Annotated in this window: 21 protein-coding genes; 15 read left to right on the forward strand and 6 right to left on the reverse strand. The window is 44.6% G+C overall.

Going from position 1 to position 25,280, the window contains the following annotated elements; all coding sequences use genetic code 11:
- Positions 1-63: 63 nt before the first annotated feature.
- A complete protein-coding gene (locus PIL01S_RS06885) occupies positions 64-969 on the reverse strand; it encodes a LysR family transcriptional regulator (RefSeq protein WP_127536861.1) in 906 nt (301 codons plus the stop codon).
- Between the two features lie 132 nt (positions 970-1,101).
- Here PIL01S_RS06885 and PIL01S_RS06890 point away from each other — a divergent pair, with 132 nt between their 5' ends.
- The 4 genes from PIL01S_RS06890 to PIL01S_RS06905 all read left to right on the forward strand — a co-directional run bounded on the left by PIL01S_RS06890 (position 1,102) and on the right by PIL01S_RS06905 (position 11,574).
- On the forward strand, positions 1,102-1,848 hold the full coding sequence (locus PIL01S_RS06890) for an acetoacetate decarboxylase (protein WP_127536862.1): 747 nt from the start codon (positions 1,102-1,104) through the stop codon (positions 1,846-1,848).
- A gap of 13 nt (positions 1,849-1,861) precedes the next feature.
- Positions 1,862-2,893, forward strand: coding sequence for a ketopantoate reductase family protein (locus tag PIL01S_RS06895; protein ID WP_127536863.1), 1,032 nt, complete (start codon positions 1,862-1,864; stop codon positions 2,891-2,893).
- Between the two features lie 229 nt (positions 2,894-3,122).
- Positions 3,123-9,215: an S-layer homology domain-containing protein gene (locus PIL01S_RS06900; RefSeq protein WP_164764180.1), complete on the forward strand. Its 6,093-nt coding sequence runs from the start codon at positions 3,123-3,125 to the stop codon at positions 9,213-9,215.
- A gap of 304 nt (positions 9,216-9,519) precedes the next feature.
- The gene (locus PIL01S_RS06905; protein WP_174818678.1) at positions 9,520-11,574 is read left to right on the forward strand and encodes a serine hydrolase domain-containing protein; all 2,055 of its coding nucleotides are present in this window, start codon (positions 9,520-9,522) and stop codon (positions 11,572-11,574) included.
- Positions 11,575-11,741: 167 nt separating this feature from the next.
- Here the strand turns inward: PIL01S_RS06905 and PIL01S_RS06910 are convergent, their stop codons facing one another.
- Complete coding sequence (locus PIL01S_RS06910) at positions 11,742-13,100, reverse strand: alkaline phosphatase (RefSeq protein WP_127536865.1); 1,359 nt, start codon at positions 13,098-13,100, stop codon at positions 11,742-11,744.
- Between the two features lie 287 nt (positions 13,101-13,387).
- Here PIL01S_RS06910 and PIL01S_RS06915 point away from each other — a divergent pair, with 287 nt between their 5' ends.
- Positions 13,388-13,786 (forward strand): YkvA family protein, encoded by a 399-nt coding sequence (locus tag PIL01S_RS06915; protein WP_127536866.1) that lies wholly within the window; start codon positions 13,388-13,390, stop codon positions 13,784-13,786.
- A gap of 72 nt (positions 13,787-13,858) precedes the next feature.
- Here PIL01S_RS06915 and PIL01S_RS06920 read toward each other — a convergent pair whose 3' ends face one another.
- A complete protein-coding gene (locus tag PIL01S_RS06920; protein WP_127536867.1) occupies positions 13,859-14,236 on the reverse strand; it encodes a MerR family transcriptional regulator in 378 nt (125 codons plus the stop codon).
- Between the two features lie 135 nt (positions 14,237-14,371).
- On the opposite strand from PIL01S_RS06920, the gene PIL01S_RS06925 reads away from it, so the two are divergent.
- From PIL01S_RS06925 to PIL01S_RS06935, 3 genes are all read left to right on the forward strand, one after another.
- The gene (locus PIL01S_RS06925) at positions 14,372-15,343 is read left to right on the forward strand and encodes an aldo/keto reductase family protein (protein ID WP_127536868.1); all 972 of its coding nucleotides are present in this window, start codon (positions 14,372-14,374) and stop codon (positions 15,341-15,343) included.
- A 180-nt stretch (positions 15,344-15,523) separates the two neighbouring features.
- Positions 15,524-15,808 (forward strand): hypothetical protein, encoded by a 285-nt coding sequence (locus tag PIL01S_RS06930; RefSeq protein ID WP_127536869.1) that lies wholly within the window; start codon positions 15,524-15,526, stop codon positions 15,806-15,808.
- 5 nt (positions 15,809-15,813) lie between these two features.
- Positions 15,814-16,347: a hypothetical protein gene (locus PIL01S_RS06935; RefSeq protein WP_127536870.1), complete on the forward strand. Its 534-nt coding sequence runs from the start codon at positions 15,814-15,816 to the stop codon at positions 16,345-16,347.
- 115 nt (positions 16,348-16,462) lie between these two features.
- On the opposite strand, the gene PIL01S_RS06940 is transcribed toward PIL01S_RS06935, so the two are convergent.
- Positions 16,463-16,918, reverse strand: a complete 456-nt coding sequence (locus tag PIL01S_RS06940; protein ID WP_127536871.1) for a CBO0543 family protein — start codon at positions 16,916-16,918, stop codon at positions 16,463-16,465.
- Between the two features lie 571 nt (positions 16,919-17,489).
- On the opposite strand from PIL01S_RS06940, the gene map reads away from it, so the two are divergent.
- Positions 17,490-18,230, forward strand: coding sequence for a type I methionyl aminopeptidase (gene map / locus PIL01S_RS06950; RefSeq protein WP_095286620.1), 741 nt, complete (start codon positions 17,490-17,492; stop codon positions 18,228-18,230).
- Between the two features lie 149 nt (positions 18,231-18,379).
- Here map and PIL01S_RS06955 read toward each other — a convergent pair whose 3' ends face one another.
- Entirely contained in the window at positions 18,380-19,597 is a 1,218-nt protein-coding gene (locus tag PIL01S_RS06955; RefSeq protein ID WP_127536873.1) for an NAD(P)/FAD-dependent oxidoreductase, read from the reverse strand.
- A gap of 371 nt (positions 19,598-19,968) precedes the next feature.
- Between PIL01S_RS06955 and PIL01S_RS06960 the strand changes: the two genes are divergently transcribed.
- From PIL01S_RS06960 to PIL01S_RS06985, 6 genes are all read left to right on the forward strand, one after another.
- The gene (locus PIL01S_RS06960; RefSeq protein ID WP_246058107.1) at positions 19,969-20,865 is read left to right on the forward strand and encodes a putative RNA methyltransferase; all 897 of its coding nucleotides are present in this window, start codon (positions 19,969-19,971) and stop codon (positions 20,863-20,865) included.
- A 157-nt stretch (positions 20,866-21,022) separates the two neighbouring features.
- Positions 21,023-21,628, forward strand: coding sequence for a zinc dependent phospholipase C family protein (locus PIL01S_RS06965; protein WP_127536874.1), 606 nt, complete (start codon positions 21,023-21,025; stop codon positions 21,626-21,628).
- A gap of 70 nt (positions 21,629-21,698) precedes the next feature.
- Entirely contained in the window at positions 21,699-22,160 is a 462-nt protein-coding gene (locus tag PIL01S_RS06970; protein ID WP_127536875.1) for a GNAT family N-acetyltransferase, read from the forward strand.
- A gap of 161 nt (positions 22,161-22,321) precedes the next feature.
- Positions 22,322-23,269, forward strand: coding sequence for a helix-turn-helix transcriptional regulator (locus tag PIL01S_RS06975; protein WP_127536876.1), 948 nt, complete (start codon positions 22,322-22,324; stop codon positions 23,267-23,269).
- Positions 23,270-23,337: 68 nt separating this feature from the next.
- Positions 23,338-23,895, forward strand: a complete 558-nt coding sequence (locus tag PIL01S_RS06980) for a DinB family protein (protein ID WP_127536877.1) — start codon at positions 23,338-23,340, stop codon at positions 23,893-23,895.
- Positions 23,895-24,353, forward strand: coding sequence for an EVE domain-containing protein (locus tag PIL01S_RS06985; protein WP_127536878.1), 459 nt, complete (start codon positions 23,895-23,897; stop codon positions 24,351-24,353). Before PIL01S_RS06980 ends, PIL01S_RS06985 begins: the two co-directional genes overlap by 1 nt.
- Before the next feature lie 15 nt (positions 24,354-24,368).
- Here the strand turns inward: PIL01S_RS06985 and PIL01S_RS06990 are convergent, their stop codons facing one another.
- Positions 24,369-25,220, reverse strand: coding sequence for an AraC family transcriptional regulator (locus tag PIL01S_RS06990; RefSeq protein ID WP_174818670.1), 852 nt, complete (start codon positions 25,218-25,220; stop codon positions 24,369-24,371).
- Between the last annotated feature and the right edge of the window lie 60 nt (positions 25,221-25,280).

The raw sequence follows: 25,280 nt of genomic DNA on the forward strand, positions 1-25,280 counted from the left end.
CATCATTAATGGAAGATGGGTAAAGATGAAGAAGGCAGCCGGGTGAATCCCGCTGCCTTTTTGTCATGAATTTTTTCTGTTCTTAACCACCGTAAAGAGGTCAGCATTCAATTCATAATACATAGAGATAAAATCACGAAAATGTTGAACCGAAGGAGACAATGATTTTTGTTTGGTCCAGGATAAGCTAATCGGGTAGATCGCTGAATCATCAGCAATTTTTATATAGTGCAACCCCAGCTTTCTACATACGGAAACAGGTAACAAAGCAACTCCCTGATCAAGCTTGATGATTTCAAGCAGTGTGTGTGAATCCACTTCAAAGGCCTGATTGGGTACGAAGCCTGCTTTCCCGCAGAGCATGGTGGTAAAGTTGCTGTACTCCACATTATCGGCAAGAGATATGAAGGGTTCGTTTGCAACAAGATGTAACGAGATGTTTGTCTTTCCAGCGTACGGATGATGGGAAGGTACAACAAGAACAATATCCTCATTAACCAGCACACAACTCTCAATCTCCTCATCCTGGATCGGATGACCTGTTATTCCTACATCGATGTCCCCTTTTTGCAAGCTTGTGATGATTTCGTTCTTCGTTCCAATGCCTTGATGAATCTGGGTTTGCGGGTTGCTTTTAATATATTCGCTAATTAGCCCGGTAAGGAATCTTGGATTCGTGATCGAGATTCGAATGGTGTTAGAAACGTGTTGTTCTTCCGATTGGATCTCCAGTTGTGCATTTTCAATTTCGGTAAAGATCCGATTAACATGCTTCAACAGAATTTTCCCTGACGCATTTAATTGAATGTTTCTTCCTTTTCGATCAAACAAGGTTGTACCGAGCTCATCCTCCAGTCTTTTGATCGTCAGGCTTAAGGAGGGCTGAGCAATATTCAGTTGTTGAGCTGCTTTGGAGATATGTTCGGTATAGGCAACAGTTTGAAAATATTTGAGCTGCAGCAATTCCATTCGTTTCGCACTCCTTATTTATTTCAATAAATATATATAGTACTTATTATGTATTATATTAAATTTAATTATTAATGTAGAATTTTATTTGTGAGAGAGATAAAAACATAACCTAAAAGGTAGGTGTCCTTCATGAAAATCGATGTGAATAACATAGCCAAAAATCTGAATACACCCCTAACGGCACCGGCTTACCCCATGCCGCCCTATAAATTTGTGAATCGGGAATACTTAAATATTATTTATCGAACGGATGAAAAAGCTTTACGGGCAGCGGTGCCAGAACCACTGGAAATTGTTGAGCCGCTGGTTAAATTTGAAGTGATGTGGATGCCGGATGTCTCCGGATTAGGTGCATATACCGAAGCTGGGCAGGTTATCCCTGTGCGATTCAATGGTGAGGATGGTGACTATGTGCATTCCATGTACGTGGATAACTTTCCTGCGATTGCAAGTGGCAGAGAGCTCACGGCGTATCCCAAAAAGTTAGGCGCACCCAAACTATATATTGATTCAGATACACTTGTGGGTACGCTTGATTACGGAACGCTTCGTGTTGCAACTGCAACGATGGGATATAAGCATGCTGCGATGGATAAGGAACTCGCCAGAAATGAAATCTGCCGGCCTAACTTTATGATGAAAATTGCTACGGATTACAGTGGGAATTTAAGAATATGTGATTTGATTCGAACCCAAATTACGGATATCGAAGTGAAGGAAGCATGGACGGGACCAGCACGGCTTCAGCTTTTTGAACATGCACTCGCACCCCTTGCCGACTTGCCTGTATTGGAAGTTGTTTCAGCTTCACATATCCTGACAGACCTGACCTTGAACGCAGCACAGCCTGTATATAACTATCTTGAGCAGAAATAAGGAGGAAATTATAATGAGAATCGCAATCTTAGGAGCAGGATCTCTAGGAACCATCGTAGGAGCATACCTGGCGGATGGTGGCATGGATGTGGAGTTAATTGATGCATATCAGGAGCATGTCGATGCCTTGAATCAAACGGGAGCTAAAGTGGTCGGTACAACGGAGTTTCATGCAAAGGTTAAAGCCATCACTCCTGACCAAAAATCAGGGACATATGATCTTGTACTGCTATTGACCAAACAATTATCCAATGGTACTATCCTTCGGGAATTGCTTCCGTTCTTACATGAGGAGAGTATCGTGTGTTCCTTGCAGAACGGGATTCCTGAAGAGAACGTGGCTTCCATTGTGGGCGCAGAGCGCGTTATTGCCGGGTCCGTTGAATTTGGGGCCACGTTTATGGAACCAGGTGTATCAAGCCTCACAACGGAGTACACCCAATTCAAGAAGTATGCTTTTCAGATTGGCGAATTAAATGGAGAAACGTCCGAACGCATTCAGCGTGTAAAATCGGTTTTGGACCTGGTGGGTGGAACACACATTTCCGACAACTTAGTGGGAACCAAATGGTCCAAGCTGCTGATCAATAATGCATTCAGTGGTCTGTCTGCGGCATTGAACGGAGAATACGGAGATATTCTGGATGATGAAGTCGGTATTGTAAGTGCCGTTCATATCGCAGACGAAACGATCAAGGTCGGACATGCGAGTGGGGTTGAATTTGTCAAAATGAACGGATTCGATATCGCATCCCTTGAACTCCAAAGTGAACAAGATATTCCTGAACGGATTAAAACGTTACGATATGTGATGGAACCTTCCCGGCTGCTCAAAGCAAGCATGCTTCAAGATCTGGAGAAAAAACGCAAAACCGAGATTGATTACATTAATGGAGTCGTTTCGAGCAAAGCGGAAGGTACAGGAATTGCGACACCGTATAATGACTTGGTTGTGAAGCTGGTCCAAGCTGCTGAAGAGACACAAACGGTTCCTGATTTTCAGACAAACATTGAAGAATTTAAACATCTGGTAGACAGACGTTAATTTTTTGATATAAATTCCTTGCCTGATAGAGAATAGAATTCCATGAAAAGCCGCGATTTGCGGCTTTTTTTGTTGAGCCTGTTCAACTCTAGTTAATCGAGAAAGAGTACTATCGTTAACTTTCCATTTACTTAGGGAGCGCACTCTCCTAACAAATCCCACTTATGATAAAACAATGTTTGTCAAAGTGGAGCAAGCAAAAATGGAATAAAAGGAGATGCGGGTTAAATTGAACAGAAGAAGGATTCTTCAGCGAAGTATTGCAATCGCTTTATTAAGCAGCATGATCTTGACAACTGGGATGCCTCTCACATCACTGCCAGCAGTTTATGCAGAAAGCCTGCCGCAGGGAGACAGCCAGGAACAGACACAAGTCACTCAAGCTGAAAACGTTCAGGTAGACCACACCCCGGCGGATTGGATTTACGAAATGCAGGATTACACGGTTACTGCAATGGTATATGGCACTGACCAGTCATGGACCGGGCGTATCTCTTATTCGGTAGACGGACAAATGTATGCTCCGGTGGAGCTTGTACCCTTAGAGCAGAGTCCGGAAACCTATGTGGGGAACATTCCTGGTGAGAATTTGATCGGCAGTGAGTTAAACTATGCCATTGACATCATGGATGAGGAAGGAAAAATCATTCAATCGACAGGATACTCGGCGGCCATTCGACCTTCCATATCTATAATGCAGCAGTCCACTGGACCAGAGCTGCTTATTACTGAGATGGTACCGGATACGACCAATTTGCCTAACGTCAGCTCTGACGCGTACGAGTTCGTTGAGGTCTACAATAATACGGATCATGACATTAACTTCAAAGATTATTATTTCTTCTACAATAATAAGGATAATTGGAAGACAGAAGAAGATACGGATATCATCATTCCTGCTCGAAGTCCGGCCGTATTCTGGATTTTGAACGGAAGCAACAACGATCTTACGGCAGAGCAATTCAATGACAATTACGGAACAACCCTAATCGAAGGGGAGCGCTTATTCCGTATTCAGGGCGGAGGTGGTATGGCGAACGGAAGCGCCAGGTCACTTGTGATTAAAAATCAAATGAGCGAAAGTATTGTTGCCGCAGCTTATGAACCAGCTCAGGTTAAAGCGAATATGGGGATCTTTTTCAAGCATCCGGCTGCCGGAAACATGCAGATGAGCGTCTTGGAGAATTCCGGGAAAGTTGCTGCCACACCAGGAGTCATTGATCCTGAACAAACCGTTCCGCCTGTTGTGGATGAAGGGTTTCAAATCGAAATTCTGCATACGGCCCCAACTGATGCCTTGGCCATTCAGGATGTTGAGATCAAGGCGCAGATCAAGAATCTGGGTACAAATGCAGATGGGAGCAAGCCTGCGGTCAAGCTATTGTACAAGACGCCTTCCCAGAACAGATACAGTGTTACAGTCATGACGAATATAGTTGAAACAGACGAGTATACAGCAGCAATTCCGGCGTCGGCACTTACAGAGCCTGAGCTGCAATACCGGATACAAGCAGGTAATCTGGACAAGCCATATTCTGCAGAGGTTCAATGGGATGCATTCGATCCGTCCAAAGCACCAACGCTGCTTATTACTGAGCTTGTGCCGAATACGGCGAACGTACCGGGGACGTCCACGGATGCCTATGAGTATATCGAGGTATATAACAATACGGACCAACCGGTTAATTTTAAAAACTACAGCCTGTACTATCGTTATCCTGACAAGGGACCAAGCGCGGATGTGGAATGGGGGGCAGTTCGTCCCGATTTTGTTATTCCTGCGCAGCAATCGGTTGCATTTTGGATTAAAAATAGTACCAACACTGCTTATACCGAGGAAGATTTCAACGCATTTTATCAAACCAACCTCATCCCCAATGTTATGCTGCACTCGATCCAGAGTGATGGCATGGCGAATTCCGGCCGCAGAGCACTCGTGATCAAAACGAATACCGGCAAGGAAATATCCTCTGCCTATTACGATGCTGATCAGACTTATGAAAATGGAACCAAAGGTGATGAAACGAAGGAAGATAAAGCGATCACTTACACCTATCCTAGAAACGGCAGCACAATGATGATCAAATCAAGCTCCGGAATGGAAACACCATCCCCAGGCAGCATCTTGCCGGAACAAGTTCCTACCGTGCCCATCCATATCGAGTTGGATACCGTTCCGCCAAACGTTCAGGATATGACGAAAGCGACCGAAGCGGATCAATCAAACGGATTAGAGCTGATCGTCGATGCCAAAGATGACCGTGAAGTAACATCCGTGGAGGTATTCGTTCGTTCAGATAAACAGGCTGAATTTACGGCACATCGTTTGACGGAAGATTACGATGACCTGAGGTATCACTATAACATGTCACCGGCCGATCTCATCGGACGCAAAACTATGGAGTATTATTTCGTTGCTTCGGACGGTAATAACGAAACGAGAACCGAGCCAGCTGTTATATCCGTGACCGGAGGAGTAAGCGATGAACCGCTTCGACTAAATGTGAAGGAACTGGATACCATTCGTGGTGTGCACACTATTAAAGGAACCTCGCAAGCGGTGGGAATGGACGCCAGCCTCAGTATAGACGGTGAAGTTCTGCCTGATGGCAGTACTTATGCTGCGCTTGAGCATGATGCATATTTCGTATTTGAAGCCGTTAATGTCGATTATTATTTTAAAAACGCAGTAACCATGGGTCCGTCGGAACTGGGGGACGAATCGATTCTCTATACGTTCATGAACCCAATTACAAGCTATACGACATTATCCTTTCCTATTGATTCGGAACGTTTGCTTCAGGGGAATAATGTGATCTACATCCGGGCAGGTTCCAAAACCTCGCCGTTTGATCAGCGACCGGAGGAGAACAAAGATGACTTTGAAGTCAAAAACGTTCGCTTGCTTTTGGCTGACGGGACTGAAATATGGGATCCGGCCTACGCTGAAAAAGAACAACAGATTAAAATGGGCGATTCTACCGGGAAAAGCGAATCAATCGGCTTCCATTTTGAGTTGAAACCGGAACATCTTACGGCTAAAGCCTATGAATGGGACACCACCCGCATCAGCGATGGAGCACATCAAGTCGCTCTAACCGATGGTCAAGAGCAGTTAACGGCCAAAGTCATGGTGGACAATACGGCACCTGACATTAAGCCGACCGTTGAAGATGGTAAGACATATCGTGGAGAATTCGTCATTGATGCCGAAATCGAGGATGCGATAGCTGGCGTGGACAAGGTTAGTGTGAAGCTGGATGACAAAGTAATTACTCTTCCGTTAAGAACCTCGTCGGGAGAGATGCAGGGCGTGAAGCATGTCCTGCATATTCAGGCAACGGATAAGGTGGGTAACTTTGCGGAGAGAACAGTAAAGTTTGAAGTACCCGATGAGAACCCGCTACCACCGGAATTGGTGGCGCCTAAGCAAAATCAAACAAATGTTGGCACAGATGCCAACCTGACAGTTACAGTTCAGGACCCAAGCAAAGACGACATGAATGTGACCTTTTACAAAGGTTATAAATACGATGCAACCCGAGCCGAAGGTTTTGCAGGATACCTGAATACTTCCGTTACGGAGCCGCCTAGAGAAATGGTTCCTTCCGGAGAAAAAGCCATGAATGCTGAGGATTACAAAAAAATTGCTGCGCTAGACGGAACATATCTCGTCAATGATTCGGTTGAGCAGTTTCCTTACCAACGCTTCGAAGTGAAGCTTGATCCAACCGTGAAAAGTACAGATCGTGTTGAAATCGAATGGCAGGGCATGTCACTTGAAGGAAGGAAAGTAAGCTTGTATGCGTGGAGCATAAGCGAGCAAAAATGGAATCAGCTGGATCAGGTTATTGCTGGAACAGAAGATTTTGAATTAAATGCTGTGGTCCAGGCGGGGGATTATGAAAACGAAGATGTCATCCAGATTATGGTGCAGGACGAATTAGCGGAAACAGCTGCTGCTGCAGGCAATAAGCCTACACCGGAGTCACAGGACCCGTACGATTTTTCATTTGTTTGGATGTCGGATACACAGTACTATTCCCAGAGCTATCCACTAATTTATCAAAACATCGTCAACTGGATCGCCGGGCAAAAAGAAAATATGAACATCAAATACGTTATTCATACCGGGGATGTCGTTGATAAGGCAGATCAGGAATACCAGTGGATTGAAGCAGATAAAAACATGAAAGTACTTGAGGATGCTTCGATACCTTATGGAGTATTGGCAGGAAATCACGACGTGGGTCACCAGGATAACGATTATGCGAAGTTCCAGCAGTATTTTGGAGCGAAGCGGTTCATCAATAATCAGGTATATAGCGGTTCATACGAGAATAACCGTGGACACTATGATTTGGTTTCAGCGAACGGTAATGATTTTGTCATTGTGTATATGGGATGGGGACTCGGTGAAAAAGAGATTGAATGGATGAACGACATCGTTTCCAAATACCCGGAACGTAAAGCAATTCTCTGTTTGCATGAGTATTTGCTCGTATCCAATAACCGTTCACCGATTGCCGATCAGATTTTTGAGAAGGTTGTAAAACCGAACAAAAACGTGATTGCTGCCCTTTCCGGGCACTATCACGATGCCGAGCTTAAGGTCGATCAGCTGGATGATAACGGAGATGGCATTCCTGACCGTAACGTTTATCAAATGCTGGCAGATTATCAAGGTGCTCCGGAAGGAGGACTTGGTTATATCCGGCTTATGCAGTTTGACATGGCAAACAACAAGCTTCACATCAAAACGTATTCACCTTATCTAGATGACTACAACTATTACGATCCAGAGACCGAACAAGGCAAAGATGAGTTTAGCCTGGATCTTGGTTTGGCACCAACAACAAAGCGAGTAGCCACGGATTACATCGGGGTTAATGTTTACACGGATGAGAAAATAGCCTCAAAAACGAACGTAGCGAGTGGACGCGAAGCCTCTGTGGTATGGAAGGGACTATCAGACGAAAGCTACTATCAATGGTACGCCAAAGCTGAAGATCAGCATAGTGGAAGTGCACTATCCGATATTTGGGGATTCTCTACAGGGGCCACTGCTCCAGGGGGACAGACTCCGGGTAATGGAGGAGGTACAGGTAACAGTAATCCGGCAGCTCCTGCCGAAAATAATAGTGTGACGAAGCCAGCAGCGCCGATCAGCAATGGTCAAATTACGCTTAATCCATCTTCGGATGGTAGTTATCGTGCTGAAGCACAAGCGCTGGAGCAAGCCGCCAGTTCAGCGAGTGGAGGGGAAGTAGTCATTACACTTGCTGGCATACAAGAGCAGAACAAGAACGGGGAGTTTGATGTATATCTACCTGCCAGTGCGGTGAAAAAGGTGAAAGCAGACGGGCTCTCCATAGAGATCTCATCACCTGTATTAAAAGTCACTCTCCCGGCTGGTTCCCTGCCGCAAGAATGGGGAGAGACAGACCAGCTGCTGTTGCGTCTCAGTACTGTATATGACAATAATGCGAAGCAGGTATTGGATAACAATCTATTGGAGGAGCAGCATTATTCCCGCACGGAGTTTGTGCAATCGCTTCGTATGTTCTTGATCCAAGGAGAGAACGAGACGGAGGTTACGAAGTTCGGCAGTCCGGTCGAGATGGATCGAGTGTTGACGGCTGAACAGCAAAAACAGATTCAATCTGAATATGCAGGCGTATATTTGCTTGGGCAAGGAATGGAATATCAAGGTGGTCGCTTCGTAGCTGGAACGGTGACGTTTGAGGCGGAGCAGCCAGGCTTGTACGCAATCCTAGAATATCATAAACCTTTTAAGGATATGAAAGACTCCTGGGCTGAACGTTACGTTCATACTTTGGCTGCAAAACATCTGATTCAGGGGATGCACAGTGAGAACTACGGTCCTGCCCTGCAGGTAAGTCGAAGCGACTTCATTACCCTGATCATGCGTGCTGCAGGGGTGAATTCTTCGGGGAAAACCGAGGTATATGCAGATGTACCAGCGAATGCATATTATGCAGCAGCCGTTGCTCAGGCGACCGAACTTGGTATTGTACAAGGAAACGGTAATCTCTTCAGGCCGAAGGATTCAATCAGCCGCGAAGAGGCAGCCGTGATGCTGATGAAAGCTCAGCAAGTGTTGTTTATGGAGAAGCAGGAATCCACGGTAAGAGCAGAATTCTCTGACCAAGGCCAGGTATCTGCTTGGGCTCAAGATGCTGTAGAGCATGTGAATGCTCTTGGACTGATGACAGGCAAAGCGAACCTACGCTTTGATCCGAAAGGTAAAGTCACACGGGCAGAAATGGCTAAAATAGTGTATATGCTGATTCATGAATAAACATCGTGCAAAGCAACTCACACATGTAATTCACACAGAGGAAGTCGCCTGAATGGCGGCTTTTTTTGTTTTATCTGAACAATTATTTACCCTCACTCAGCCTCTAGTCGGGGAGCTTTAAAATCAAACGAGCGATAGGCAAGCCCAGTTCATCTTCTGTTCATCATCACGTCATATTCAATACATTTTTATAGAATATACTTGCAGGTGATCCAATTGGAAGTAGTGATCTTATCTAACCAGACAGGAGATGATGTGATTGACATTGAAACAGAGAACTTCCATAGCCGTCATTACGCTCGCGATGACCATGCTGGCCCCCATGTCCGCAATGGCAGCACCAGCCTCCGGCACCGGAAGTGATTTAACGTACGATGCGACCAAGGCCGCCGTAATGGAAAAAGCCAAAATATTGACCGCAGAGTATGGCGTGACAAGTGTGCAGTATGCGCTTATGGATGAGGGTGAGATCGTAATTTCCGGACAGACAGGGAAAAACGACCTAAACGATGAGGTGCCTCTTACGGCAAACACGATTTACGGTATCGGTTCCACCAGCAAAATGATGGTTACAGCTTCCGTGATGAAGCTGGTTGATGAAGGCAAGCTCGATTTGGATAAGCCTGTGGTGAGCTACATTCCTGAATTCAAAATGAAGGACGAGCGTTACAAACAAATCACACCACGAATGCTGCTGAATCATTCCTCCGGACTTCTTGGAACCTCCGGTCATAATGCCACTTTGTACGGAGATAACGATACAGAGGCGCATGATACCTTTTTGGACCGATTGGCGACTCAAAACCTGAAGGCAGACCCCGGAGCATTCTCCGTGTACTCCAACGATAGTTTTACGTTAGCCGAGATTTTGGTTGAGAAGGTTAGCGGCATGACTTTTACCGCTTTTATTCATCAACATTTCACTGAACCGCTCGGAATGGAGCATACCAAAACACCGCAGGATAACGTGGACCCTGCCCAAATGGCCGCAGTGTACTCTCCACAGGTAGATGGGCAGCTTCCGCAAGAAAATTACAACATCATTGCGTCAGGTGGCATTTACTCTACTGCCGAAGATTTGGTCAAGTTCTCGCAGATTTTCACTGGAGAAGTGGAAGGCATTCTTTCGCCTGAGTCGGTCGAAGCCATGGCACAAGAAGAATACAGAAGAGGCATGTGGCCCAGTGAGGCTGATTCCTCCATTGCTTACGGGATCGGCTGGGATAGTGTAAACCTGTTTCCTTTCAATGATTACGGCATCCAGGCTGTAACCAAAGGCGGAGACACGTTATCGTATCATTCCTCGCTCGTTGTGCTTCCGGAATACAATATGGCAGCGGCAGTAACCTCTTCTGGAGGTTCGAGCTCAACGGATCAATTGATTGCAAGAGAGCTCTTGCTCGGTGCGCTTGAGGAGAAGCAGATCATTGCAGAGCGTAATCCGGAGAAGTCGTTCGGTACTCCTGTACAAGCAAACATGCCTGAGGAAATGATGCATTTTGCAGGAAACTATGGTGCCAGGGACAGGGCCATATTGAAGTTGAACATAAAGGAAGAAGGACAATTAACCCTTTCGAGCGTTACGGCGCCGAACAGTCAGGAACAGTCGTATGTGTATACCTCCGATGGTTCATTTGTAAATGAAGCAGGAACGGAGAAGTTATCATTCATTAAGGAGGAGAATGGAAAAACCTACTTATGGTCCCGTTCTTATTTATCAGCGAAAGGCCTGGGACAGCTAGCGACCTCTGAATACAAGGCCGTAAAGCTGGATACGCCCGAAGTGCCCGCAGATGTAACAGCTTCATGGCAAGCACGTGAAGGGAAAAAATATGTTTTGATGAACGAGAAGTACACATCCATGCTGTATATGAATGCATTGCCGATTGTCTCTCTGCAAATGTTCAATGAGGCACCGGGCCGTGTGTACACCAACCCCATCATGGATGCTAATCTGGCTGTAGGAGATCTGCAGATTCCGGGTATGGCCGGCAGGGACTTAATGAACTTCGAAGTGTCAGAGGTAGGCGGCGTGGAGTACATTTCCGCAGGAGGCAGCATCTATGCCAGTGAAGACATCGTGAAACCGCTCTATGTGGGAACCCAATCGAAGACCACGATTCAGGCGAGTGGCTATGCGACATGGTATTCAGTTCCGAATTTAGTGGCAGGAAAACGCATGACGGTCAAACTGCCATCACATGGCGCTTTTGCTGTGTATGATCAGGCTGGTCGCTGTATTAACCACTCTGTGGTCAGCGGTACCAATGAAGTTATTCTTCCGGAGAATGGGAGAGTTGTTTTTGCAGGAGATACTGATTCACAATTTGAAATTACATTAACTAGCAAGGCAGATTGAGTCGTGGGAAGCTTAAGATAGACAAGAAGTCGCGAGAAAACCAATAATATAAGCTGCATATTTCTTCTTATAACCATTCTTTTACTAAGGTAACTTAGAATAAAACAGAAAAGCCCTCTCCTTTTCCTGTGGGATAAAGAGGAGGGCTACTGGTGAAAGGCAGATTATTATTTATGCTTCTTTAAGATATCAAAAATGATCTCTGCATTATTCGTATTATCAATCAGGCCGGAGAATCGATGACTTGCCGGACCGTAAGCGTAGACTGGCACGTCATCTCCCGTATGTCCGCCTGTCGTCCAGCCAGTGAACGAGCGATTATCAATAATCGCTTCGATGGCATTGTCGATCGTCGTGACATCTGCGTCTTTAGCTGCGGTTTTTACCGATTGAATCTCCTCGGAAGTTAACTCAAGTTTGAGATAGCTCTTAAGTGTTTCTTCCACCGAAGCCCCTTTAGCGATTTGAGCTGCCATGAAGTCTGGAGTGCGTACAGCGGCTTTGATCGGATCCACGAAAAAGTTATATTCTCCGTCTTTCCCGAGCGTAAGTCCACCAGTGGAATGGTCAGCCGTTGCTACGACAAGTGTCTCTCCATCTTCTTTGGCAAAATCAATAGCCGCCTCGAATGCTGCAGCAAAATCCTCCATTTCGCTCATAGCCCCAACGATGTCATTATCATGACCCGCCCAGTCGATCTGGCTTCCTTCAACCATAAGGAAAAACCCATTTTCGTTTGAGCTCAGGCGGTCAATAGCTGTATTGGTCATCTCGGCCAGCGAAGGCGTTTCGCTAGTACGGTCAATCAACTTGTCCATACCTCCGTCAGCAAATAGTCCGAGAATCTGTTTATTTGTATCCTTGAGAAGTGCACTGCGATCAGTCACGTAGCTATAACTGGCTTTTTCAAACTCATTGGTCAAGTCACGATCTTCACGTACAAAATTGGTTTTTCCTCCGCCTAAAAGCACATCAACTTTGTGCTCCCCATTGATCAATTCATCATAATAATCATCTGCGATTGCATCCATGTTCTTCCGGCTTATATCATGAGCACCGAAGGCAGCAGGTGTAGCATGAGTGATCTCAGACGTAGCTACAAGTCCGGTGGACTTTCCATTTTCCTTGGCTTGCTCCAAAACCGTTTTCACTTCAGTATGGTCATTATCAACAGCAATAGCTGCGTTATACGTTTTCACACCAGCAGACATTGCGGTCGCCGCGGAAGCCGAGTCAGTTACGTTTTGTGTGTCGTCATCCGGATAGGTCATTTGAGCGCCCACAAGATAATGATCAAATACCGTTTTCTCCATGATCTTAGTCGAAGGGTCATCCTTCATATAACGGTAAGCGGAAGTATAAGCCGTTCCCATGCCGTCACCGATGAGGAAGATGATATTCTTGATTTTTTTTGTCTCTACACTAACGGCTTGTACCGCGTGGGCTTGACCAGCAGACAAGACGGTAGAAGCGGCAAAGACGAGGCTGAGTGCAGCTGCAGGTAGTACTTTTTTGGATAATTTCATGATAATTCCTCCTTTTATTATCAAACATGAACATATGTATCTTTATTCATTTGTCCGTCAATATGAACATTATCATTCGACTGTAAAAGAAGTCCCAGTCCTCTGTAATCGTTGTGTAAAAAGTTTACAAAAAAAGAGGACCAGCAAGTGCAGACAGGGAGTGGAAGGAAGCCCTGTGGATAAATGCTGTGAGTGTGATGCCTGAAGTATACTCATAATTTGCTATCAAACCGGAGGTGAATGGTTTATGATCAATTCATTACGATGACAAGCGGCGAGGGCAGAAGATGAAACAAATAAAATGGATCGATAAAGTAAAAGCCATGGCGAGGGAGATCAAACGAAATATATTCGTCTTGTACCTGGCGTACAAGGATCCTCGGGTATCTTGGTATGCAAAATTATTTGCGGTCGGCGTAGTAGCTTATGCCTTCAGTCCAATAGACCTGATCCCTGATTTTATACCTGTACTTGGGTATCTTGATGACCTGATTATAGTGCCCCTCGGCATTACAATAGCTTTGAAGCTGATTCCTCAAGAAGTCATCCGGGATTGCAGGGATAAAGCGGAGGAGATCCGAAAGAAAGGTAAACCCACGAATTGGATTACAGGAGGATTGTTTATCCTTGTGTGGATCGTCCTTGCCGTCTGGATTGGTTCGATCTGCTATAAACTTTTCATTTAAATGAAGAGGCCCACCTGAACCAGCAGATTCAGATGGGCCTCTTTTTTTATAGAATATTAAACAATCGATATGCTATTTGGAGTCGATGTGAAAGATGCCAATTTCGTTATAATGCTCCAGCTTATAGTCAATTGTACCAAGACTGCAGTTCAGCATATCCAGTTGTTTCAGTATATTTTGTCGATGCTGCTCCAGCATAACCTTTCGCTGTTCACTCGTGGAAGAACCCTCCAGGCATAACAACATAAATGCTTTGATATCTTCCAGGGACATGCCGCTGTCCTTAAGGCAGCGGACTAACTCCAGCCAGCAGATATCCATCTCGGAATATTGGCGGGTACCGTATTTTGTCTTTTTCAACAAAGGCATTAAACCTGCCCTGTCGTAGAAGCGTAACGTGGAAGGCGGTAATTGGATGCGTTCCGCGACTTGTTTAATCGTAAATTCCAAGCAAATCTTCCTTTCAAAAAAATCGATTGAATGGCTTGACTTAAACCTAAGTTTAACCACTATCCTAAGATTGTTCAATAGAGCGTTTTCAGGAGATAAGCTCTCATTTTAACATTCAATGAAGGAGTGATTTGGTTGAAGTACAGAAGACTGGGCAGAAGCGGATTGAAAGTAAGCGAAATCGGATTGGGGAGCTGGCTGACCTACGGATCGGCTACATCGGAGGAAGCAGCGCGTGCCTGCATGCATCAGGCATATGAACGGGGCATCAACTTTTTCGATACATCCAATTCCTATCCCGGTGCGGAGGAGGTAATGGGCAGTACGTTGAAACGCTATCCACGCAGCAGTTACGTACTGGCCACTAAGCTCTTTTTCCCACAAGGACCGGGTCCAAACGATCGTGGATTGTCCCGCAAACACATTATGGAGCAGTGCGAAGCGAGCTTAAAGCGATTAGGTACCGATTACATTGATTTGTATCAATGCCACCGCTTTGATTCCGAAACACCTATTGATGAAACGCTTAGGGCATTAGATGACTTGCAGGCACAGGGCAAAATTTTGTATGCGGGTGTCAGCGAATGGACCGCAGCACAGATTGCGGAAGCCTCCGGGATCGGCAAACGCCTGAATCTACGTCCATTCATATCCAATCAGCCGATTTACAACATGTTTGAACGTTATATCGAGAGAGAAGGTATTATTGAACAATGTGAGCAGGAAGGAAAGGGACTTATTGTGTTTTCTCCATTAGCACAAGGTGTTTTGACGGGCAAATACAAACCTGGACAGCAGATTCCAGAAGGAACAAGGGCTTCCAATAATCAAACCAATGGGGTTATCAACAGTTACTTGCGTGAAGACGTGCTCCAATGTACTGCACAGCTGTCGGAACTGGCTTATGAGCTCGGGGCAACGTTATCCCAGTTTGCTCTGGCATGGATTCTGCGTCAGCCTGCTGTAAGTTCGGCCATCATCGGCTCCAGTAGACCGGCACAAATTGAAGAAAACATCAAAGCGACCGAACTGGTACTTACTTCTGAGGTCATCGAACGAACGGAGAAGATTCTATCGTCAATCAGCCATTTCGCACCGTTGAGATAGACATCTTGTACAGATGGCGGGTGAAATTCACACTGAACGCTAATTATAAGCGGCTTGGAATAGATCATCTGACTGCTTTTTGCTCCTGAAGGCACTCTCTTATGTGTTAACCCTGTCGAAGAAATTGTTGAATTTGTTGTCATAGGGATCGAAGCATCAATACAGGTCACGTCGCTCGTTATGACTGGATTATTTCTGTTTGGATGTGGTTTTGGTGCAGCTGAAGTCGGTCTGAACATGGAAGGTTCTGCAGTCGAGAAGGCGTTAAATAAAGTTTTATTGCCTGCTTTTCATGGTCTTTTTAGTGTTGGTACACTTGCTGGAGCAGCAATCGGAATTGGCTCAGAAGCCATTGGGCTTCCAATTATCGTTGGTGTCTTGAGAATACCTTACATATGCCCCATTCGCACAGGCAAGCAGTCCATTTATTGCGTAAACTACAGGAGATTCAGTAGAGCGAGGTGAATTCTATGGCTAAAATCAACGATATACGCCTAAAGGCAAAGCGATATAAAGCCAAACCCGTCTGCGTGACTCTTCATAATGGTGAAACATACATTGGTTATATCGCTGAAGTGAATAACGGTGGAGTGGTGCTAACTGGTGGAGGAACCGTATTGGGCACACCGACACCAGGAGACAGCTCCCATCGTTCCAACGGGAACCGTAAGGCTGTTTCAGGCAGTAAGGGAGGCTCCTCTCACAAAAGAAAACAGGGCAAAGGCACACGTAAGCCGTCTACGCGTTCGCGCCAAATGTCGCAAGCGCAGGTTTCGTCCTTTCTACCCATGATGGGTTCCTTGTTTGGCGGGCTCGGTGGCGGGGCTGCAGCTGGAGGTGCTGGAGGATTACTTGGCGGAGGAATGCGGTTATTCGGCATGATTCAGCAATTCGTGCCCGTCGTGAAAATGGGCTACGGTATGATCAAGTCCATCAAGCCGTTCATGGGTGCTGTCCAAGGTCTCATGGCCGGGCCTAGTCAGGCCGAACAGGAAGAAGCATAATCAACTCACAGCCCCTTAGACAGATGTAAGGGGCTTTTCCTTTTTGACATAGAGGATTGGTGTTCCGGGTGACAAGAAATCAGAAATGGCGATGGCTGACATGTAAAATCTCTTCTTATAGTTCTGAATGTATGAACAGCTTTCTGAAAAGAAGGCCGTAACCGTAAGCTATAGCTAAAGGCAGAAGGTAGGAAACGGCAGTCCAGTAGATGTTCCATCCATTGAAGTACACTACTCTGCCCAATTCTTTGGCCAGCCATTCAATGAGGGTAAGAACCACGGATGTAATGACTATGGCGAGCCAGGGTTTTGTGCCTTTTTTGATAATGGCATACATCATAAGACATCCTGAGATCGGGTAGATGCCCAGATCCATTGGAAGAGCGGTATAGGACTGATTATTGGAGTTAGGGAGTATGTTCCAGAAAAAGTTGAAACCCACACTGTTGATGCAAGCAGAGGCAGCTACTCCTAGCGGATAAAAAAGGAGAAGAATTTTGGGCTGTCTCCGTAAAATCCATCCACCAATTAGAACAGGAATCATAAAACCAAAAATAATATTTCCCAACATGTTGATCATTCCTCCTGTTCAACGACCATTAGCACAAAGCCGGTTTATCCATTAGTTCCTCTTATTTTTATCCTCAAGTAGGGTATTAAGCTTCTGGTTTAAGATTGTTAATTGTTTATCATAATGCTTATATGTAATAAACCCGATTACGGCTTTAACTGCAAAAAATAATATTGCCGCAATAACAATCAGTACGTAATTATGTGCGATCTGCTTGAGCCACTCATTTATCCCATTCAATCTCGAATCCCCTTCTCTCTGGAAAGTACTTTGATCCCTCTTTATAGGATGAACCAATTTGAAGAAATTATGATGTTTTGGCATTAAATTTCGTATTGACAGGATAGTTAATATCGCTTATTTGCGTTATTATAAATAAATGTGGTCACAAATGGCCGAGTGTTCCACTTCTGAACACCGATGATTTTGGAGAGATTATAATAAGGCTCATCCAACAACCTGTCAGGTAAGTTTAGTTAGAGGTATGGTTACTCATTTACATGGTTTGAGTTATTCGAGAGAATAGCATTAATGAAATGCCCTGATGATAAAAGATAGTGAGGTAGAAAAAATGATTGCAAAGACAGAAGAAGACTTTAATGGTTTGAAGGAAATTGGTAAGATCGTAGCCGCCATACGCGATGAATTGGTACAGCGGACCGTTCCGGGTATAACGACGAAAGAACTCGATGACATAGCCGGAGAGCTTTTTGCCAAAGAAGGGGCCGTGTCAGCTCCAAAAAGTGAATATGATTTTCCGGGGTACACTTGTATCAGTGTTAATGATGAAGTAGCGCATGGGATTCCTGGACAGCGCGTTATTCAGGAAGGTGATATCGTAAACATAGATGTATCCGGCTCCAAGAATAGCTATTTTGCAGATACGGGAATCTCCTTTGTAGTTGGCGAGGGAGAAGAAGTATTAACCAAAATATGCGACGTTGCAAAAAAAGCATTTGAAGCAGGGCTTAAAAAAGCAAAACCCGGTTCCAAAAAAAGCGGCATCGGAAAAGCAGTGTTTCAAACTGCAAAGCAGCATGAATTAACGGTTATCAAAAATCTTACAGGACATGGTATTGGACGTACAATCCATGAAGCACCCGATCATATTTATAATTACAACGATACATCGGATGATGAATTGCTAAAAGATGGAATGGTTATTGCATTTGAACCGTTTATTTCAACTTCTGAAGAAGAAGTATTCCAAAAAAATGACGGCTGGACCTTTGCTACCAAAAACAGCTATGTGGCTCAAATCGAACATACGATTATCCTGACCAAAAATGGTCCGATTATTATCACGGAGTAACGGGAACAAGAGCGTTGTCGAAGGTCGATTTCCATTGTGAAATCGGCTTTTTTGTGTCTCAGGTTCTTGTTCCAGGGGAACGAGAACCTGAGCATGTTACTGCAGACCTGTACCCATACATTTGCCGTGAAGGTCGTTTTTATCTTGGATTACCTGGAAATAAGCGGTCTGGTTTGCAGGTAGATATCGAGATCCGAACTCGATCCAGTAAGAATCTGATCCGAAACAATTTTGGCTAGGACACCGTTATACACCGTTCCGTTATCTCCGTATGCCATCAAAATATAGCAGTGGGGATATGTCTCGTATTGGCCGAGGACAGGCAATCCGTCATGCGTGCCTCCGTAGAAGGCGCCCAGGTAGTATTCAGGCTCGGCAGGAATGTCAGGAAATAGCTTGTTAAACTCTTGAATGAGCTTGTCCTTGCTCGCCAGGATTTTTGAATCTCGGGTTGAAGCGAAGGAAGTATCCTTATCCATTCCTCCGATAATAACCCGATTGTCCGGGGTTGTACGCATATACACATATGGGCGTGCAGTTTCCCAGATCAATGTTCGTTTGTGCCAGCTTGAAAAATCGTTAATAGGCTTCGTAATGACGGCATAGGAGCTTGCCAGCGTAGCATTCTTTTCGGATTTAAAATCACTATCTTCATACCCGGCTGCAATAATTACATGTTTGGCTCGGATTTCGCGACGTTCCTTGGTGTAGAAGACAGCATATTCCTGTTCGAATCGTCTGCCTGTTATCTCCGTGTTCTCATAGATCTTTCCTCCCTGAGCTTTTACTTTCTCAAGAAGTCCATATACAAATTTTAAAGGGTTCATCTCGGCATCGTCGTGATAGTACAGCGCTGCCTTTTTCCGGAATGGGTAAGAGCCGGATATGTGCTCCTCATTCCACAGATCTACCTTGAATCCGTACTTCTGTAGAAGGGCATATTCTTCATTCAAAGCGGAAACATCCTCTTCATAGCTTGCGTAATAGAGGCTATCACGTCTTATAAAATCAGGATTGATGGGTAATTGACTGCTTACTTGCTCGATATGATTAATAGACTCTTCACATAGCTTCAGATGACGAGAGGCTATTTCTTCACCAAAGGAGTGCTTGAGCGATACAAAACTTTTTTCACCTGCATATTGAATCAAGGCCGTATTGGTGCTGGTACTGCCTTCTCCAACTCTTCTCTTGTCGACGATAACGACAGATACACCCTGGTCACAAAGGAAATTTGCACACTGAGCTCCGGAGCTGCCAGCGCCGATAATGAGCACATCGCAGGATATGTCCTCCTCCAACTTAGAATAAGAGGGGGGATTAGCTATTGTTGTCGGCCAGTATAATTTACCGCTCTGCAGATCCATTCGAGTCTCTCCCTTATATATATTCGGTACGTAGTATGGGCAACTCACGGGAACTCGATGCAGCATTTAGATACTTTCGAACAACGTGCTTCGGAAACTAACAATACAGGTAACTAGGTGAAGATATGCCTCATCAAAGTGATGTTTTTTATGATTTAAGTAAATGTTCACCAGACATGCGAAACATGTTACTATTTAAGTGCTTTAAAGTTATCATGATAAGGAGCGCTTAAATATGATCATCCAATTCATTCGTTTAAGGTAGGGAGAGGTACAGCTCACATCCCCCGGAATTTTTAAAACAAGAAGCCGGGTTTGTTTGACTGTGCCTTTTTTCGTTGACCTAAAACGAATGAAGGGGTGCTTTTTTTGTGTTCAACAAAAGTAAAAAGCAGATGAGTATTGAGAGAATCAGGGACTCCCAAGAGATATTTCGTTGCCCGTTATGCAGTAAACCGATGAAATTGATTCACTTGCAGAGCTTAATCTGCATGAATCAGCATTGTTTCGATATTGCCAAGCAAGGATATATCAATCTATCCTCACGATCCATTAAGTCTAAGTATGATAGACAAACCTTTGAAACAAGAAGAATAATTAGTCAGAGCGGGTTGTTTCATCCCTTGCAGGCTGCCGTAAGTGAAATAATGGTGAGTCAAAACAAGACCAAAGAACCAATACGTTTACTTGATGCAGGTTGCGGAGAAGGTTCTCATCTGAACAGCATACAAACCATTATTAATCAGAGAAAACGTAACCCTTTATTGGCCGTTGGGATCGATATCTCAAAAGAGGGGATCAGTCTTGCAGCAGCGGAATATTCAAATGTCATGTGGTGTGTTGCAGATATTGCAAACATCCCTCTGGTTAACCAGCAATTCAATTTCATCATAAACATTTTATCCCCAGCCAATTATTCCGAATTCCAGAGATTGCTCTCAGATGATGGTTTGGTGATTAAAGTGGTTCCAGAGCAGCACTATCTAAAAGAAATAAGAGATATCCTCTATAAAGGAACAGGTAAACAGGTCTATTCCAATACACCTACAATTCGTTATTTTAACGAACGGTTCAATTTAATAGCGGTTGAAGACATTCAATATCAAGTTAGCCTAAGTGAGCACCTCATTCCACCTTTGCTTGGGATGACTCCGTTATCTTGGGGGGCTTCACAAGAGTCCAGAGAACAGATTTTACGGATGGATCTGAGACAAATTACGATGGACTTTAAGATATTAGTAGGTATGAAGCCATCACAGAACAAGTAGTTTGCATTTACGATTAACTAATACCAAAGTTTCTATCAAGGCAGCTGATCAATGGATCGGCTGTTTTTTTTGAGCGTTAATCCCAATATGTGGTACTATCATTGGATTACGAACATCTGAAATGGATCAAGGGGATGATAAGGTGGGCTCTAGGTTGATGCATTTGTTGATTTCAGATTTTGTGGGCAAGGAGCTGTCTATCAAACAACGCGGGGATATGCTCCTTGGCGCCATAGCGCCAGATGCAAAATCTGAAAAAGGAGATACCCATTTTCTAGGGGATCAATTCAAGTATGGCGTCAACAGGCGATGGGAGTACGGGCGTTTCATCAATAAATATAAGGAGCGTATTACTGAACCTTTCATGCTGGGTTACTTAACTCATTTGGTGGCGGATGAAGTTTGGGCAATGAAATCTTACTTTAGCGGATTGGAAGAGCGACTGATCAAGGAGCCTACACTGTACGATCGCTATCACCATGACTTTCGATTGTGCAATGCGAAGCTGAATGAGATGTTTATTTCTGAGGGACTATACGAAGCACTGAATTCCGCTGTGTACATACCAGTTATGGATGAACTTGATGAGAAGAATGTATTCGCATTGAAAAAACAGGCGCTGGAGGACTTTAACTACCCAGTGGAACATGTCCAGCAGGAGTTGAGTGTTTTTTCATTAGACGAGATCTTGGCATACATGGAACGCTCCGCCTATCGTGCCTTGGATGTATGTCGATCACAGCTAGCTACAATTCATACTTAAATGAACCTCTATGCTCTTTTAGACAAGCGGATAAGCATACTGGCTTTCTTATGGAAAAGGAGAATAAAAGATGTCTATAACATTTAAGAAATCGACCTTAGAAGATATTGAAGCATTGCTTCTTCTTCAAAAAGAAGCGTTTCAAAAGGATTTGGAAAAGTACGAAGACTTTGAATCTAATCCGGCATGTGAAACCTATGAAAAATTAGCTGAAAATATTAGAAAATATCAACACTTTACCATTTTAGAGGAAAAAACAATTATAGGTGCGATTGAGGTAAGAGGCAACGATGAGCGCATGCACATTGATAAGGTGTTCATTTCTCCTTCTAATCAGAGTAAGGGCGTAGGTACTGCAGCAATTCAATTTGTGGAATCACAATTTCCGAATACAAAATTATGGACCTTATATACACCGCATTTAAGCTTTCGTAATCATTACTTTTACGAAAAGTTTGGGTACCAAAAGACTAAAGAGGTTCAGCTTACTCAAAAGCTGATTTTATTCAAATACGAGAAACGAATAGAGTAATTCTGAAAAAATAGTTCGTTATTTTGAGGAAAAAGGCTTATTGTTCCGTCGGATATCGATGAAACTCAATATCGCATTTCGCTAAATCTCATTCATCCCATACCGCCTTACTATGATAGAATGAATGCAGTTTGGATGATGGATAAGCGGAGGATAGAAGTATGAATAAAACGGAGCGGCATCTTGCAATTACCCTTGAGTTACAGCGCAGCAAAACGCTAAGGGCAGAAGATCTGGCTTCCCGGTTTGAGACAAGTGTACGAACGATATATCGGGATATGCAAGCACTAAGCGAAGCTGGGGTGCCAATAATAGGAGCACCTGGTCAGGGTTACTCTCTAATGGAAGGATATTTTCTCCCCCCAGTTAGCTTTACAGCCGAAGAAGCCGTAGCCCTGCTCATGGGGGCAGATTTTATTGAACAGAGATTGGATCATACATACGCACATGAAGCCAAATCGGCTCAACGTAAAATTGAAGCTATTTTACCAGAATCCGTTCGAGATGAATCTTCACGTGTTCGGGAAACCATGCGACTCCTTCATGGAAGTGATCCCTTAACTGGGGAGACGGTTAAAACGTACCTTATGCAAATACGTAGCGCCATTTTGGAAAAGCACAAGATTCGTTTTATGTACCGTAAAAAAATGCCGGGGCCAGACGGGAATCGAAGCAATCTCCGGGAGGTTTCTCCATATGGATTATCCCTTTTGCATGAACATTGGGTTTTAATCGCACACTGCGATATGCGACAAGACATTCGTCATTTCCGACTGTCCCGAATGACGGAACTTCACGTATTGAAGGATCGCTTTCTTTTACCGGATGGTTTTGACCTAAGCAAATATCGGCCGTCTGATGATCGGAATGTACGGGTATTGATTAGGGCAAACCCTGAAATAGCAGACAAGATTATAGAGGGAGTCAACTTCTATATTGAAACCATAGAGGATCATGTGGACGGTGTGAATTTTCATTTTCGTGTCCGGCATACGGAAGAACTATTGCATCATTTGCTTGGCTGGGGTGGGGATATTCAAGTGATTGAGCCGGAGTCTCTGCGCTTGCGAATTCAAGAAGCTGCGAAAAATATCTTAAAACACTACTGACATACCCCTGTCAGTAGTGTTTTTTTATACTTTGATTATATCTAAGATGAAAAGGGGTTGCTGGAAGGATGAAAAACACACTTCATGTATTAAAATCTTTTGAAAATGTGGTAGAGAGGTATTTGGCTGAATTGAAACAGCTTGATATGGAGCAATTACATAGAAAGACGAATGAGGAGGAATGGTCCATAGGACAGATGTATATGCATTTGATTCAATCAGCGCTCTTTATGCACCTGCCTAATATAAAACAATGTTTGGTTCACAGCGAACCATCGGTACATTCGAATAAGGGAAAAACGGAGCTGGGGGAAAGCGTGTTCGAGCAAGAACAATTTCCGGCCATTCGAGTTAAAGTCCCTGCTTCACCGCAATACACTCCGAAGTCACCGGAGAACAAGGAGCAGCTGGTTGAAGGGCTGCATCAAGTCATTGAAGAAATGAGAGACATGGAAGCTGTTTTACGTCCATCGGCAGCAACGGATAAAGTTATTCACCCAAGACTTGGGGCACTGGATGCCCAGGAATGGTTTTTATTGATTGAAATGCATTACAGACATCACTTTTTGCAACTGAATCGTTTGAAGATGGAATTAGGCATTGGGCAGAGAGAAGGGGAAATCTAATGTCGGTTATAACAAATCAGACAAGCAGATATTGGATTGGCGTTGTTTCTGCTTCTCATGTCCATACAGCCGTAGAAGGCGGATTTGCACAGTTGTGTCACGGCAAGGCAGTATCACTGCGTCTGATGTCCCCAGGTGATTGGCTGATATACTATTCTCCGCGCACAGACATGTCGACAGGGAAGCCGCTCCAGGCATTTACCGCTATTGGCCAGGTGAAGGACAGCCCAGTCTATAAATATCAGATGACGGAATCATTTGTACCCTTCCGCCGGGATATCCGTTATGTTCCGTGTCGGGAAGTAAAGATTGCCTCTCTATTAAACGAACTCGACTTTACACGCGGAAATCGAAATTGGGGATTACCATTCCGCAAAGGACATTTTGAAATTGGAGCCAAAGATTTCATGACAATCGCTGCCTCCATGATTGATCATGAAGACTTTCAAATTTGTTAGCAATGCAGCTCAATTCTATTTAAAGTATTGCTTGCGAAATTGCAGCGGAGAAGAGCCGAATTCCTGTTTGAAGCAGGACGAAAAATACGGGGAATAACGGAAACCCACTTCCTCGGCGACCCGGTCAATGGACCAATCGGTTGTGACCAGGAGACGTTTGGCCCGCTCCAGCCGAAACTGCTGCAAATAATCGGATGGCGTACATCCGTATCTCGACTTCATGCATCGTACAATATAGTTTGGATGAAAGTGCAGGGCGGTCGCGAGGGCTTCATTCGTTATTTTCTCACGGTAGTTAGCTTGAAGGTAAGCTACTGTCCGTTCAGCCAACCGGGAAGCCACCGAATCTGTTCGGCCGAAACATTCTTCTTCAAGCAAGCTGAGCAGTTCTCCGAGAAGCTGCTGTTCCTGCCAAAAGGAAAGCGTAGACGGCTGGGTGAGCAGCTGTTCTACCATACCGAACACCGTACGTGAGTCAGTCAAATGCATGTATTTTGGCAATCGCAGCGTGTAAGGGTTAATAAACGGCCTGGTTGTGTAAGGAGATGTATTGTTCTCCACTTCCACTGCCACTGCCACTAATGCATCCCGTCTTGGTGCATGCTCAAAGTGAACCCAGTAAAAAACGGTATCCTGATCGCAAGGTCGGATCGGATAATGTTCTCCATCAGGCAGCAGGAGCAGCATGTCTCCCTCGGTTAATGTCCATTGTGATCCATTCTCGCCGATGTACATCTCTCCGCGGACAAGGATCAGCAGATCATACGCCCCGATGTTGCTGCGATGGGGATGCTGGTCCCCGCTTTTATACTCTGTCAGGCCCGATCCCAAATAGTAGGGGAGTGGGGGCATATGAAGTTCAATCATGGTGTCTTCACCCAGGACATTCGCATCCTTTCGCTTGTGTCATATTTTATAGAAAATGGT

Origin of the sequence: Paenibacillus illinoisensis NBRC 15959 (assembly GCF_004000925.1) — a bacterium.
Classification (GTDB): Bacteria; Bacillota; Bacilli; order Paenibacillales; family Paenibacillaceae; genus Paenibacillus; species Paenibacillus illinoisensis.